Raw genomic sequence first — 16,603 nt, forward strand, 5'->3', positions numbered from 1 at the left:
AATGAAAAAAAGAACTTATTTATCAGCAGGATTGGCTTTGTTGATTGGGACATTGTCGGTCCATGCGTCTCCGGGATTATCGGATGTCAAGAGCCGTGTATTGCCGGCGGTTTATAAATCGAAAAACGGACTGACCCAAAAGGTCGAGATCTCCGTGAAACATGAAGGAGAGCCTTCTACAGTAACGATCCGTTTAGGCGAGCAAAGCCGTAAAGAGAAACTGGTGTCCGGGGATAATGTATTCCGAATCGAGATACCCGAGGTTAGCACGACTCGCCAATTACCGTTGACGCTGACAAGTGGGAAAGAGAAAGAGGAGACTATGGTGACGGTAAAACCGGTTCGCCATTGGCAAATGAATATGGTGCAACACACGCATACGGATATCGGTTATACCCGTTCCCAAATGGAAATCCTAGCGGAACATCTACGATATATTGATTATGCGTTGGATTATTGCGACGCTACGGATAATTATCCGGATTTCGCTAAATTCCGTTGGACTTGCGAGATCGCTTGGGCGGTTAGCGAATATTTGAAATGCCGTCCGGCGGAACAGATCGCTCGCCTGAAGCAGCGGGTAAAAGAGGGTCGTATCGAATTAGCTACAATGTACTTGAACTTTGACGAATTACCCGATGAGCAAACGCTCGCCGCCTCCCTTTATCCGATCAAGCAATTCCGTGAGAATGGGATGCGTGCCGAGGTAGCTATGCAAGACGACGTGAATGGAATCGGTTGGTGCTTCAGCGAGTATTTTGCGGATGCCGGCGTGAAATATGTGAATATGGGAACCCATGGCCACCGGGCGTTGATCTGTTTTGATAAACCTACCGTATTCTGGTGGGAATCTCCATCCGGGAAGAAGGTCTTGACCTATCGTGCCGAGCATTATAACCAAGGAAATTTCTTTGGTATCCATACCGATGATTTTGAGCAGTTCGAGGAACGGGTCTTAGCGTATCTGGATCAAATGGAAGCGAAAAACTATCCGTATGATATATTGGCCGCCCAGCATTCGGGTTATTTTACGGATAATGCGCCTCCATCCACGAAAAGTTGTGAGATGCTACAAAAATGGAATGAGAAGTATGAATGGCCGAAATTACGCACGGCGGTAGCCAGCGAGTTCTTTAAGACGGTAGAGAGCCAATATGCGGATCGTATCGAGACCATTCGTGGAGCTTGGCCGGATTGGTGGACGGATGGTTTTGGTTCCGGTGCCCGCGAGGCCGCCATATCTCGTGTGACTCACTCGGATATTATCGCGAACCAAGCCGGATTGTCATTCGCCAAAATGCTAGGCGCTCAATTGCCGACAGACATCAATGATCGAATTCAGGACATCAACAAAGCTCTTTTGTTCTATGATGAGCATACTTTCGGGCATAGTGAGAGCGTACGTAATGCTTATGGACTGGAAACTTGGGAACAACGCTCCTTGAAACAATCGTATGCGTGGGAAGCCTATCGCCATTCCGGTTTGCTGGGAGAGGCCACTATGGGTATATTACAATCGTTCGTGCCCAAAAGCGATGTTCCGTCTATCGCTGTATTCAATACGCTCAACTGGAGTTATAGCGGTATCGCTAAAGCTTATGTCGATCATCAGATTCTTCCGAAAGACAAGGCTTTCGAGATCGTGGATGCGGCTGGCAACGTAATTCCCGCACAAGCCGGCGAAAGCCGTTCCGATGGTACTTATTGGAACTTTTACGTGAAAGAAGTCCCGGCTTTGGGATACGCACAGTATTATATAAAGGTGAAGGATGCGCCACGTCCGGAAATACAGGGCACTACGGAATTAAAAGAGACACATGTGGAGAATCCTTGGTATGCCATCGACTTCAATACCCGTAAAGGTACGATTCGTAAATTATATGATAAGGATTTGAACAAACAATTGGTTACGCCGGATGCGGAATGGGAGATGGGAGAGTTTATTTATGAGATTATCGATAGCCGTCATCCGATGGAACAATATCGTGCTCCCCAATTCCTCCGCCGTCGCCCAGAGAAGATGCGTTTCGAGAAATATGAGAAAGGCGATGTCTGGGATACATATCGTTTCCGGGGAGAGACAATAGCGGGACGTGAGCCGAATAATTTGATGGTGGAATTCCGTGTATTTAACGTAACAAAGAAAATCGAGGTAGTTTATCGCCTGCGCAAAAAAGCGGTAACAGATCCGGAAGCGGTTTATATCGCTTTCCCGTTTGAGGTTGAAGGAGGAAAGATCCATTTAGATGTACCCGGCGGATCGATTGAGGCGGGTGTAGACCAAATCCCGGGCTCCTCTAACGATTGGTACACGGTGCAAAACTTCGCTACGGCTCGTAATGGAGAGTCACAGGTCGTGATGGGTAGCCAAGAAATACCATTAATGCAATTTGGGGCGATCAATACGGGGCGGTATAAAGCCGGAGCCGTACCTCAGTCCACGAATATGTATTCATGGCCGATGAACAACTACTGGGTAACCAATTTCAATGCGGACCAAATGGGAGAGATGCAATGGAGTTACTTCATCAACTCTTCGAAAGACAACTCTATTGAGTATGCGACTAAGTTCGCTTGGGAAAACCGGATTCCGTTCTTGACCCGTGTTTTGCCTGCCGGAGATAAAAAGGTGGAGCCTCTCCAATCGGCTTCCATTTTCAAGATCGTACCGGAGAATTTGTTGTTGGTAAACATGAGGCCTGTGGAAGGCGAGAATGCTGTTATGCTTCAATTGCGTGAGATAGGCGGGAAGCCAGCTACTTTCTCCGTAACTTCAGATAAAATTAATTTTGTGAAAACTACGGTTTGTGATGTCGTAGGAGACCCAGTTTCGGGGAATCCGTTGAGTTTCGCTCCGTGGGAGAATAAGTTTATAAAATTATCTTGGTAGCATGGTAAGGGGCGGGGTTTGCCCGCCCTTATCCAGTTTGTCTTATGTTTGTATATTGAATGTTTTGATAGGATCTAACCCCAAATAAATCGGTATTATTCTAAGCAGAAGACTTGCTTGTGTTAGAGTGATGGGTGAAGAGTGTCATGAGAGACTCTGTTTCGGGTAATGCCTTATTGGATTTCAAGCCTTGTGGGAATAAGTCTATGGCGCTTTCTTGGTAGAAAGATTGTAGATAATGTGGTTCTTCTTTTATTTATAAAGAAGGGCTAAATTTTTTCATATTATCCAGTCTCTGAATACATTATCTGTTTTTTTCATAGAAGCCATACTAGTGCCATTTTCGCCTAGCCTTGAATCTCAATAAATTTAACATTTGTTTATTGTAACCAATTTAAAGTGTTTTTACTGCTAATATTTGATAGTTAATTATTTATGTGATAGAAAGGCGATGATACTATTGTAAGTCCGTACGGAACAATATATTTTTAGTACATTTAAGGGCTGATATTCTTGGTTTCAAGGGGTGATTTGTGATAAATGTGTCATTTTTATTAAAAAAATACTATAGATTTAAGTCTAGTTTACAAAAAAAGTTATACATTTGCCCAGTTTTTAATGATATAGACCATGAATGGCGCACTAGTTCCGTACGAACTATGTCCATCTATAACGATAAAAATTACATAGACAATGTAATCAATCTAAACTTAATTAAAAAACAAAGCAAAATGACAAAGAATGAATCTAAGCTATTATCCATTCAGGGGATAGCTAAAGCCTCAGCGTTCTGTTTGCTGCTTTCTGCCTTCTCTGTAAACGCCGCTATGGCCGCTCCCGCTCCCGCAGGCACGGTTGATGAAGTAATGGCAGTGCAGCAAGGCAAGAAAGTAACAGGTGTGGTTGTTGACGGTACAGGTGAGCCTGTTATTGGCGCTAACGTGGTGGTGAAAGGCACTACAAACGGTACGATCACTGATTTCGATGGAAATTATACGATCGAGGGTGTGCCCGCCGACGGAGTTTTGGTGATTTCCTATATTGGTTATTTATCTCAAGAGATCCCTGTAGGCAACCAATCTGCAATCAATGTTACATTGAAAGAAGATACACAGACTTTGGATGAGGTAGTAGTAGTAGGTTACGGTACGATGCGTAAATCGGATGTAACAGGTTCTATTTCTACAGCTAAAGGAGAAGAGATGTTAAAAGCTCAAAACTTTAGTGCATTGGATAACTTGCGTGGTAAGGCTGCCGGTGTAAATATCTTCTCTAACTCTAGCCAGCCGGGTGCTTATGGTAGCCGTGTTGTTATCCGTGGTCAAGCGACAATTAATGCCTCTTCTGATCCGTTGTATGTTGTGGACGGCGTAGTAATGGAGAACTTCTATTTGATGAACCCGAATGACATCGAGTCTATGGAGGTATTGAAAGATGCTTCCGCTACCGCTATCTATGGTGCTCGTGGTGCCAATGGTGTTATCATGGTTACTACGAAACGTGGTAACAAAGAAGGCGGAACGAAGGTTAGCTACTCTGGTTCTGTAAGCTTGGCTCATCGCGCTCGTAAGATGGATACGATGAATGCGCAGGAGTGGTGCGATGCTTTTATGCAAGGTATTGAGAATGAGAATAGATGGGGATCTGATAAGGATGGCAATCCATTTAACTGGTCTACTAATCGTGCGGATTGGTTTACAGATCGTCGTTTCTTCGATTCTAACGGTAATCCTCTTTATGATACAGATTGGCAAGATGAGGCAACTCGTACAGCGATCTCTCATAACCATCAATTGAATGTTCAGCAAGGTGGCGAGAAATCATCTATGGGTGCATTCTTGAACTATACTGATAACCAAGGCATCATGCTGAATACCTATTCAAAACGTTTGAATGCGAAGATCGCTTATGACGCCAATCCTACGACATGGTTGTCTACAGCGGTCAATTTAGCTGTAAATCATACTTGGGGCAACTCTACTCCTGAGGATGGCGGTGGACAGGACGCTCGTCGTACTATGATCGAGATGGTTCCTTGGATGCCGGTTCAATACGATGGAAAGTATACTTCTACTAATACTCCAGAAGGTATGCCGATGGACTTTGAGGCAATGTCTAACCCTGTTCATATCTTGAAGACTTATAAGAATATGAACTATAATACAAAAGTATTCGGTAATGCAGCCTTGACATTCCATATCATCGAAGGTTTGGATTTGAAGACTCAATTCGGTGTTGACGCTAACTTTAAGACTTTGCACAAATATATGCCAAGTGACTTGGTGAATTTGGCATATGACCAACATGGACGTGCTGAAAGATATCACGCAAATACTCTTTATTGGCAGGAAGAGACTTACTTGACTTATAACAAGACGATTGGTGAGCACCGTATCAATGCTATGGCCGGTTTGTCTTGGCAGGAGCGTAAATATGACTATTCTAGAATGTATACAGAGAACTTCACTAGCGATTTCTTTGAGGACTTCAATATGGACGCAGGTACGAAGCCTGATGCTCCGAAGACTTATTGGGAACGTTGGGCTATGAACTCATATTTCTTACGTTTCGCTTATACATTCAAGGATCGTTACTCCGCTACAATTACTGGTCGTTATGACGGTTCTTCTAAGTTTGGTAAGAATAATAAATACGCATTCTTCCCATCAGCAGGTTTGGCTTGGAACATCACGCAAGAAGACTTTATGTCTGATCAAAATACGATCAGCAACTTGAAGTTGCATACTAGCTATGGTTTGACCGGTAACTCTGAGATTGGTGTTTACAAATCTTTGGCAACAGTTACAAGCGAAACCTTATTATTGAATGGAACACGTAATTCCTATTCTTATTTGAATAGATTACCAAACTCTGATCTGAGATGGGAGAAAACCGCTCAATTCGATATAGGTTTTGATTTAGGTTTGTTCAATAATAGAATCACGTTAGATGCTTCTTATTACAACAAGAAGACTTCTGATCTGTTATTGGATGCCCCGGTTCCTCATACAACAGGTTTCGAGACAGTTTATAAGAATATCGGTTCTATCCGTAACCAAGGTTTGGATTTGATGTTGTCTACTCGCAATATTGATACGAAAGACTTCACTTGGACAACCTCTATCAATGCCAACTTTAATAAGAATAAGATCTTATCATTAGGTGATAATGACGAGGATATCTTGAAGAACGAATGGGTAAGTGGTGCTTCCATCTTACGTGTTGGTGAGAGTGTAGGTAGTTTCTATGGTTATAAGCGTTTAGGCGTTTATACGATCGAGGATTATGAGGCTGGTAACTGTGAGAAGAAACAGATCGGTCGTGCGAAACGTTCTTCTGAGCGTGAGATCATAGGTAAAGGTGTACCTGATTGGACTGGATCTATGATCAATACATTACGTTACAAGAATTGGGATTTCACATTGGATCTACAATTTGTCGCTGGTGTTCAGACCTTGCAACAGTTCTATCACTCTACGTATGACCGTTTCGGACAAACTAACGGTTTGACAAATATCTTGTATGACGCATATAATGGAACGAATCCTAATTCTATGCAGCAAGCTATCTGGTTGTTCAACGGTGGTCACGCAGGACAGGATACATTGACAGACTCTCAATGGGTGGCTAATGGTTCTTATTTACGTGCGAACTTAATCCAGTTAGGTTATACTTTCGACTCAAATCAATTGGCAAAGACTCCGTTTAGTAGCTTACGCCTATATTTGAATGTGAACAACGCATTCTTGATCACGGCGAAAGACTTTAATGGATACGATCCTGAAAGTACATCCCAGATCTCTACATCTAATGGTGCGGTATCTCCAGAGCAATTTGGTCAGAATATGGCCTTCTTCTCTTATCCGAGAGCTAGAACGTTTACGTTGGGTGTAAATGTAACATTTTAATTAATTAATTATTCAGAAAATTGCGATGAAAAAAATATTAACAACGGCTATTTTATGTGCGGGATTGGTAGGATTTACCGCATGTGACAGTTTTTTGGATGAGGAACCAAAGTCATCCTTGACGCTGGATACCTATTATAAGACAAGTGCTGATATTATTGGCAATGTCAATTATCTATATCGTGACGGTGCTCCCGATAAGATGGGTAATATGACAGGCGCTTATAGAGGTTCTAGCTTGTCAGTAATGAACATGGTAACTGGTTATTTTGTGAATGAGTATGAAGGCCAGGAAGTAGACTGTTCTTATGCTCGCCAGTTGACTCGTCAGAACTTTACGCAATCTTGTTGTAATTATTTGACTAATGACACATGGAAAGGTTGTTATAAGTCGATCAATGTAGCTAACGCAGTTATTAAATATGTGGATGGCGTAGAGATGGACGGACAAGCTCAGTATAAAGCAGAGGCTCGTTTCTTCCGTGCGCTAAACTATTTCTATCTTGTGAAGATGTTTGGTGATGTTCCAATGATTACAGAGCCAACAGAAGATGCTACTTTGGTTGAATATCCGGCTCGTACAGCTGCGTCGGAGGTTTACAAAACTGTTATTATTCCTGATTTACAGTTTGCTGTAGAGAATTTGCCTGATGCTACTTTCGCGGGAAATAGTCACCGTGTGACAAAATATGCGGCTGATATGTTGCTGGCCGATGTTTACATGCGACTAGGCGAGTACGCTAATGCGGTTACTCCATTGAAAGATGTAATCAATAGCGGAAAATTCGCTTTGGCTACTAACGATAACCTTGCGGAAGGTAGTGCGTTCAATAAGTTACGTACAACAGATGATCTGCCAGAGGTTATTTATGCCCGTGAATATGATGCGGCTATTTCTCCTAACGGTAATATCCCTGTTCACGCATTCAATTTGATTTCTCCGACATTCTTCGCCAACTCTTCTACTGGAAACAAGTACTCTTTGTGGGTAAATGTGTATGGTGTTAGCGAGCGCTATTTAAATGTGTATGGTGAGAAAGACTTGCGTGCCCAGATGAATCAGTTCTTCCATCGTACATATACACATCCGGTTGATGGAACAACTTTGGATATGAAGATGCTTTGTAACTGGTACTGGTACGATGAAACTGCTATCTTAGAGACTGGTAAGGGTACGAAAGACTGGAACTTCTATCGTTATGCTGAAACATTATTATCTGCCGCTGAAGCTATCGCTCAGTCTAGTGGTGTAAACGCTGAGGCTGCCGGCTATTTGGCACAAGTTAAGGCACGTGCTAACATGGAAGGTAAGGATGTTTCTACAATCGCTTCCGAGCTTCAAAGATTAGGCAAGCAAGCTTTTATTGAAGAGTGCTGGAAAGAGCGTTTACGTGAGTTCCCATTGGAAATGAAGATTTGGGATGACTGTGTTCGTACAGGTAAATTCCCTCAAATCTCCGCTACAAACAAGGGTGAGGTTCAATTTGTTGATTTGATCGGTGCTACGAATGGTAGTGGTGCTAAGTTCAAGGAGACAGACCTATACTGGCCGATCCCTGTAAATGAAATACAGCGTAACCCGAATTTAACTCAGAATGAGGGATATTCTGCGAAGTAATATTTTTTATTTTAATAACTGATGGTTTTAAAGGGGAGGATGAGTTTTTCATTCTCTCCTTTTTATTCATTGCCACATTCATATTAGTGTACAATTATTATGTTTTCTCTGCTTTTTAAGGTATATGAATAGTAAGTAAAATACCGAAAACCTTGACAATTCATGTTAAAAAGAAGCATTTCTCTGACAGCCCTCTTTTTTAAAAAGACTCAGCCAGCCTAAACTTTAGGAAAAAAAAGACATTCAGGACCTTATTTTCTTCAAAAAACCATCATTTTCCGATACAATAAGTAGTATTAACCGATGCAAACTGTGCCGTTGGCCAACGTATACGGTGGCGTTAAGTGATAAGAGCGGTAGTATGAAGTGATAGATTGGGAAGAAATGGGTGTCGTATTCAAATGAAAACGGGTCTTTTACCCTGTAAATATGAATTAGAATGAATAAATCTCGCTAGAATAAAAGGTGCTTTTTTAACAATATGTTATAATACAGCAGATTGCGAATATTTTTTCTTGTTTTTCGTAGATGATACGTGCCTCAGTTCTAAAAAAGCAATCCTCAAGGACTTTCATTTACAAAATGATAAATTGATAATCGCCAGACAAATCGAAAAGAGAGGACAATGAAAAAGAGGAGAATGAAAAACTCATCCTCCCCTTTAAAACCATCAGTTATTAAAATAAAAAATATTACTTTGCAGAATATCCCTCATTCTGAGTCAGACTCGGGTTACGCTGGATCTCGTTCACGGATAACGGCCATAATAGGTCGGATTCTTTGATTGTTGCTCCAGATGCGTTCTTAGCACCCACTAACGGAATGTAGGTTACTTGTCCCGGGGTTGTCTCGGAAATATTCGGGAACATGCCTGTACGTACACACATATCCCACATCTTAAATTCCAAAGGCAACTCACGTAGACGCTCAGTCCAACACTCTTCGATGAAGGCTTGTTTACCCATACTTTGTAAAGATGATGCAATCTCCGCAGCGGTTTTACCTTCCATATTCGCACGAGCCTTCACTTGAGCCAAATAGCCGGCCGCTTCAGCAGTCACTCCAGTTGATTGAGCGATTGACTCTGCAGCGTCCAATAAAGCTTCAGCATAACGATATACGTTCCAGTCTTTTGTGCCACGACCTGTAGTAAGTAAGGCATCCTCATCGTAATAATACCAACAACAAGCAGCGTTACCTACAGAATTCCAAACCTTTCCAGTTTTTGGATTTGTATAAGTCCAGTGGTAGAACTGATTCGGTTGACGACGTAAATCGTTTGATTCATAAATATTCAGATAACGGTCATTCGGTCCATGTACTTTCTGGGTGATGGCATATGTTCCAAACAAACCGTTACTAGAAGCGTCACCATCAAAAGCATAAGTAGGTAACCAGTTACTCGGACTAATCTGATTATCATACTCATAGGCATAGATAGCCTCATCCAAGTCATCTGTAGAACGCAATTTGTTAAATGCGCTATTCATCGCCAAATCATCATTTGTTGTTAATTTATGATTTGAATTAACGACAATACGCACAGTTTCAGCAGCCTCTGCATATTTATGCTGATACATATAAACATCAGTCAGCGTCATAGCGGCCACATACTTCGTGATACGATGACCATTGGCGGCGAAAGTAACCTCTGGCAATACATTCATAGCATCCTTCAAATCGCTTTCGATTTGGTTATAGATGGTTGAGGTTTCCGTACGGGGAAGCTCCATGTTCTCAGCCAGCTCATAGGGATCTGTATAGAATGGAACCGCTCCGAAAGTCTTTACTAAGTAAAAATAGTTGAAAGCACGGAAAAACTTAGCCTCAGCCGTCAAGCGATCTGCAGTAGCCTGATCCATAGGTACCTCTGGCATATGCTTAATCGCTCCATTTGCCACGTTAATTCCGCGATAGCAGTCATCCCAAACCTTGTCCATCTTAGATGCTAACTGCATCGTGTTTTGTTGACGGGTCAATTCTCTGGTATAACGGCAAACTATTTCCTGTCCTTCATAAGAATTAGAGAAATATCCTGTCAATTCTTCTTGAATAGAAGCGAAAGGCCCGATATAAGCACTACCGAAATCCACATAACTACCGATCGCACCCGTACGATACAAATAGTTTACATTAGATTCCATTTGAGATTGTGTCTTATAGTATGCGACATCAGTCAATGTTGACTTAGGCTCTTCGTCCAAAAAGTTGTTACAAGCCGTAAAGCTCAATAACCCGGCACAGGCAACCGCAATTGTTGATATTTTTTTCATTTTTTAATGTCTAATTTAATGAGATTAATTAAAATGTTACATTAACACCAAATGTAAATGTCCTAGCTCTCGGATATGAGAAGAATGTCATGTTCTGCCCAAATTGGCTACCAGAAGAAACTCCACTAGAACTACTTACCTCTGATGTACTCTCTGGATCGTAACCTAAGAAATCTTTGGAAACAATCTGGAACAAATTATTACCACTTAAATACAGACGTAAACCTGACAAACCTACCTTCTTCGCTACGCTTGAGTCAAATGTATAACCTAACTGAAGCATATTCAAACGTAAGTAAGAACCATTAGCTACCCATTGTGAGTCAGTCGTTGTATCTCCACCACCATGAGGTTTGTCATAAGCTAAGAAGATAGCTTGCTCCATCGTACCTGCATTTGTACCGTTATAACCGTCATACAGAATATTGCTCAAGCCATTAGTCATACCAAAACGGTCATAAGTAGAGTGCATGAAACGCTGCAAAGTCTCAACTCCCCATACGAACTGGAAGTCAACCGTTAAGTCAAAGTTCTTATAAGAGAAGTTGTTGACCCAGCTTCCAGTCCAATCTGGTAAACCTTTACCAATGATCTCACGAGACTCTGAGCGGTCTGGACGTCCGATTTGGTTTTTCTCGCATTTGCCAGCCTTATAATCTTCTTCCGTGAAGATTCCATTACGTACCAAACCATAGAAACTACCCATACTTTCACCAACACGAAGGATAGAACCACCTCCTACCCAGTCGTACAAGTAAACATCAGCGTCGGTGTCACCCAAATGAAGAATCTCATTCTTGTTAAAGTTCAAATTCACCGTAGAGTTCCAAGTAAATTCGCCTTGTACCGGAGTACCGTTCACCATGATATCTAAACCTTGGTTACGAACAGAACCGATGTTCTTGAAGATTGTAGAGAAACCTGTTGAGTGAGGCACCGGACAATCCAACAGCAAGTCGGTTGTTTTCTTATTGTAGTAAGACACATCAAAATTCAAACGATTGTGGAATAATCCTAAATTGAAACCAACATCAAATTGTCCGGTCTTTTCCCATTTCAAATCCGGGTTTGGCATCGTTTCCATATAGGAATATGGCGCACGTGTACCATTCAATAATAAAGTCTCCGACTTAATCTTACCCAAAGACTTATACGGATCGATCTCAGAGTTACCAGTTAAACCATAGCTGGTATGCAGTTTCAAGTTACTGATTAAATTACTATCCTTCAAGAAATCCTCTTGAGAGACATTCCATGCCAAACCGGCTGATGGGAAGAATGCATATTTGTTGTTATCACCAAACTTGGAAGAACCATCAATACGACCTGTTACGGTAGCGGAGTAACGATCTTTATAGGTATAAGCGAAACGCAAGAAATAAGAGTTCATCGCCCAACGAGTCCAGTCGGATTCAGGAGATTTAGGGGTTGTACCTACGATCATATTGTAATCCTCGTAGAAGTCGTCGGAGAAACCTTCCGTTTTAGACTTATTTCTTCTATAAGTACGTTCCTGCCAAGACAAACCGGCCATAGCGTTGATACGATGATCGCCTAACACCTTATTATAGGTTAAATAAGTCTCTTCCTGCCAATACAAAGTATTCCAGTTCTCATATTCGGCCCAACCATTCGGCATAGAGATATTGTTCAAACCGACAGAAGAATAACCACGATAAGTGATATTATGGCTATCCAATCCAAATTGAGTCTTCAAGTCTAAGCCTTCAGCTAAGTGGAATGTCAATGCGGCGTTACCGAAGATCTGGGTGTTATATTTCATTCTACGCTGATCGTTCAAGATAAATACTGGGTTTGACATACCCTCCAAGTTGAAACCGCTCAAAGAAGGAGACGTGCTAGTCGTATACTTATTTGTACCCGGCTCATATACAGGTAGCCAAGGCAACATTTCGATCATGGTACGACGAGCTTCCTGTCCACCACCATCTTCAGGAGTATAACGGCCCCACGTGTGGTTAACCAATACGTTTACAGATGTAGATAACCATTTTGTAGGATCTGCGTCGTAAGCCATCTTAGCGTTCAAACGTTTGTTATAGGTGTTCAACATGATACCTTGTTGATCGGTATAGTTCAAGAACGCACCCATAGAAGAGTTCTTACCCGCTTGTTGAATATTCAACTGGTGGTTGTGGGAAACAGCCGTGCGAGTTGCCTCATCCTGCCAATCCGTATCGTAAATAGGATTACCGTTTGCATCAAAGTAATTACGGTCGGTAAACCAATCGGTACGATTTAAAGACCAATTGGTTCCTAACCATTTGTTCTCATTCTCCAGACCTTTCATAAAAGTGTCTGTCCACTCTTGTGCATTTAGCAAATCCATTTTTCGTGCTATCGAGCTCACGCTAACAGAACCTTGGTAGCTAATAGCGACACCTTCGCCATCTTTCTTACCACGTTTGGTCGTTACCATGATGACACCATTGGCACCACGGGCACCATAGATAGCGGCAGCGGAAGCGTCTTTCAATACCTCCATAGACTCGATATCATTCGGGTTCACCAAGTCGAAGTTTTCCATTACTACGCCGTCCACTACATACAACGGATTAGAAGAAGAGTTGATTGTCGCGATACCACGAATAACCACACGGTTTGAATAAGCGCCCGGCTGGCTAGAGTTAGAGAAGATGTTTACACCAGATACCTTACCACGCAAGTTATCCAATGCGCTAAAGCTTTGATTCTTTACCAAATCATCTCCTTTAGCCGTAGAGATAGAACCTGTCACGTCAGATTTCTTCATCGTACCGTAACCTACTACTACAACCTCATCCAATGTTTGGGTATCCTCTTTCAATGTCACCTTGATCATCGATTGATTACCTACAGGAACCTCTTGAGATAAGTAACCGATATAAGAAATGACCAACACATCGTTTGCGGACACACCCTCGATCGTGTAATTTCCATCGAAATCAGTGATCGTACCGTTTGTAGTGCCTTTCACCACCACGTTAGCGCCAATAACAGGCTCACCTGTACCGTCAATAACCACACCTGTTACTTTCTTGCCTTGCTGCACTGCCATTACTTCATCAACCGTGCCTGCGGGAGCGGGAGCGGCCATGGCGGCGTTTACAGAAAAAGCGGAAAGCAACAAACAGAACGCTGAGGCTTTAGCTATCCCTTGAAGGGATAATAGCTTAGATTCATTCTTTGTCATTTTGCTCTTGTTTTAAATTAAGTTTAGATTGATTACATTTATATGTAATATTATATTCTAGAATAGACATAGTTCGTACGGAACTAGCATGTGATATTTAATCTTTTTCGATAGTGATAAAAGTGCGATGAACAGAGTATGATCTGGCTCATTGGATTTCTTTTTTCTAATTCTTTTTGTTAGATTTGCACCTATATTCGTATAATGCCAGAAATTCATAAGAAAGAAAGGGATATTTCTAAATAAATGACACGAGGATCACTTTCTATTCATGTTAATTAAATGGATATTTGTAGTCTAACTATGAATATAAAACACAAAAACGGATAAATTATATTATTAATTAAATAGCTATATCATGAAGAAAAAAAGCGTTTGGGCTTTAGCTTTAGCGGCGATGCTGATGTGGGTGGGGAAACCTGCGGCAGCGGCTGTGAATGAGTCTTTTGACCCAGTAGAGTATGTAAACCCGCTAATGGGGACGCAATCTTCCTATGAGTTGTCTACAGGAAATACCTATCCGGCTATCGCTCGTCCGTGGGGTATGAATTTCTGGACTCCTCAGACTGGTAAGATGGGAGATGGATGGCAGTATGTATATACGGCTAACAAGATCCGTGGTTTTAAACAGACCCATCAGCCAAGTCCGTGGATCAATGATTACGGACAATTTGCGATCATGCCGGTGGTTGGTAAACCGGAGTTCGACCAAGATAAACGTGCGAGCTGGTTCTCTCACAAAGGGGAGATCGCCAAGGCTTATTATTATAAGGTATATTTGGCGGAGCATGATGTGGTGACGGAATTAACGCCGACAGATCGTGCGGCTATGTTCCGTTTCACTTTCCCGGAAAACGAGCATTCTTATATCGTGGTGGATGCCTTGGATAAGGGCTCTTATATCAAGGTAATTCCGGAGGAGAATAAGATCATCGGTTATTCAACGAAGAATAGCGGTGGGGTTCCCGATAATTTCAAGAATTACTTTGTGATCGAGTTTGATAAACCTTTCACATACGAGGCTACATTTGCTGACGCTTCCTTGAAAGAGGGAACGAAGGAACAAACGAGTGACCATGTAGGAGCCGTTATCGGTTTCAAGACGAAGAAAGGTGAGATCGTCCACGCTAAGGTGGCTTCCTCATTTATTAGCTTCGATCAGGCCGCTATCAATATGAAGGAATTAGGTAACGATAACTTTGATACTTTGGTTCAGAAAGGTAAGGATGTTTGGAATGAGCATCTGAGCAAGATCGAGGTTGAAGGTGGAGATTTGGATCAATACCGTACTTTCTATTCTTGCTTCTATCGTTCATTGTTGTTCCCTCGTAAGTTCTATGAGATCAACGCTCAAGGCGAGGTGGTTCATTACAGCCCGTATAATGGTGAGGTATTACCCGGTTATATGTTTACCGATACCGGATTCTGGGATACGTTCCGTAGTTTGTTCCCATTCTTGAACTTGATGTTCCCGTCTGTAAACAAGGAAATGCAAGAGGGTTTGATCAATACGTATAAGGAAAGCGGCTTCTTCCCGGAATGGGCAAGTCCGGGCCACCGTGGTTGCATGGTCGGTAATAACTCGGCATCTATCTTGGTAGACGCTTATATGAAAGGCGTGAAGGTTGACGATTTGGAGACTCTATATAAAGGTTTGATCCATGGTACGGAAAACGTTCATCCGACGGTTTCTTCTACAGGACGTCTGGGGCATGAATATTATAATAAGTTGGGATATGTTCCTTACGATGTGAAGATTAACGAGAATGCCGCTCGTACATTGGAATATGCTTACAATGACTGGTGTATCTGGCAGATCGCTAAACAACTAGGCCGTCCGAAAAAGGAATTGGATTTATATGCCCGTCGTGCGTTGAACTATAAGAACCTGTACGACAAGGAAACCAAGTTGATGCGTGGCAAGAATGAGAATGGCGAGTTCATGGCTCCGTTCTCTCCGCTGAAATGGGGTGACGCTTTCACGGAAGGTAATAGCTGGCACTATTCATGGTCTGTATTCCACGATCCTCAGGGATTGATCGACTTGATGGGCGGTAAGGATTCATTTGTGATGATGCTTGACTCCGTATTTGCTGTGCCGCCTTTGTTCGATGATAGCTACTACGGTGGTGTGATCCACGAGATCCGCGAGATGACCGTGATGAATATGGGTAACTACGCTCACGGTAACCAGCCGATCCAGCATATGATTTATTTATACAACTATGCGGGTCAACCTTGGAAGGCTCAATATTGGTTGCGTCAAGTAATGAATAAGATGTATACTCCGGGTCCGGATGGTTATTGCGGTGATGAGGATAATGGCCAGACTTCCGCTTGGTATGTATTCTCAGCGTTAGGATTCTATCCGGTAGCTCCGGGTACGACCCAATATGTGTTGGGCGCTCCGCTGTTCAAGAAGGCTACGATCCATTTTGAGAATGGAAACAACTTGGTGATCAACGCCCCGAACAACAGCGATAAGAATATCTATATCGAATCTATGACGTTCAACGGCAAGAACTACACCAAGAATTATTTGGATCATAACGATTTGTTTAAGGGTGGCGTGATTGACTTCAAGATGGGTGACAAGCCGAATATGAATCGTGGTATTAATCCGGAGGATATGCCTTACTCATTCTCCGTAAACGAGGAAGGGATCAATAAACTTTCCCCTATTTCTGTAAAACCTAGTAAAAAGAAGAAATAAGCAATTAA

General features: G+C 42.2%; 6 protein-coding genes. 4 read left to right on the forward strand and 2 right to left on the reverse strand.

Annotated features, from left to right (window positions below):
• Position 1 precedes the first annotated feature (1 nt).
• The 3 genes from CI960_RS06535 (at position 2) to CI960_RS06545 (ending at position 8,416) form a co-directional block, all read left to right on the forward strand.
• The gene (locus tag CI960_RS06535; protein ID WP_005858009.1) at positions 2-2,890 is read left to right on the forward strand and encodes a hypothetical protein; all 2,889 of its coding nucleotides are present in this window, start codon (positions 2-4) and stop codon (positions 2,888-2,890) included.
• 731 nt (positions 2,891-3,621) lie between these two features.
• On the forward strand, positions 3,622-6,798 hold the full coding sequence (locus tag CI960_RS06540) for a TonB-dependent receptor (RefSeq protein ID WP_005857976.1): 3,177 nt from the start codon (positions 3,622-3,624) through the stop codon (positions 6,796-6,798).
• Positions 6,799-6,823: 25 nt separating this feature from the next.
• Positions 6,824-8,416 (forward strand): RagB/SusD family nutrient uptake outer membrane protein, encoded by a 1,593-nt coding sequence (locus CI960_RS06545; RefSeq protein ID WP_005857979.1) that lies wholly within the window; start codon positions 6,824-6,826, stop codon positions 8,414-8,416.
• A 692-nt stretch (positions 8,417-9,108) separates the two neighbouring features.
• Here the strand turns inward: CI960_RS06545 and CI960_RS06550 are convergent.
• Entirely contained in the window at positions 9,109-10,689 is a 1,581-nt protein-coding gene (locus CI960_RS06550; protein WP_005857981.1) for a RagB/SusD family nutrient uptake outer membrane protein, read from the reverse strand.
• A 28-nt stretch (positions 10,690-10,717) separates the two neighbouring features.
• Positions 10,718-13,882, reverse strand: coding sequence for a TonB-dependent receptor (locus CI960_RS06555; protein WP_005857983.1), 3,165 nt, complete (start codon positions 13,880-13,882; stop codon positions 10,718-10,720).
• Positions 13,883-14,240: 358 nt separating this feature from the next.
• Between CI960_RS06555 and CI960_RS06560 the strand changes: the two genes are divergently transcribed.
• Entirely contained in the window at positions 14,241-16,595 is a 2,355-nt protein-coding gene (locus CI960_RS06560) for a GH92 family glycosyl hydrolase (RefSeq protein WP_005857974.1), read from the forward strand.
• Positions 16,596-16,603: the final 8 nt, after the last annotated feature.

It is taken from the genome of Parabacteroides sp. CT06 (assembly GCF_002257605.1).
In the GTDB taxonomy this organism is placed as follows: Bacteria; Bacteroidota; Bacteroidia; order Bacteroidales; family Tannerellaceae; genus Parabacteroides; species Parabacteroides distasonis.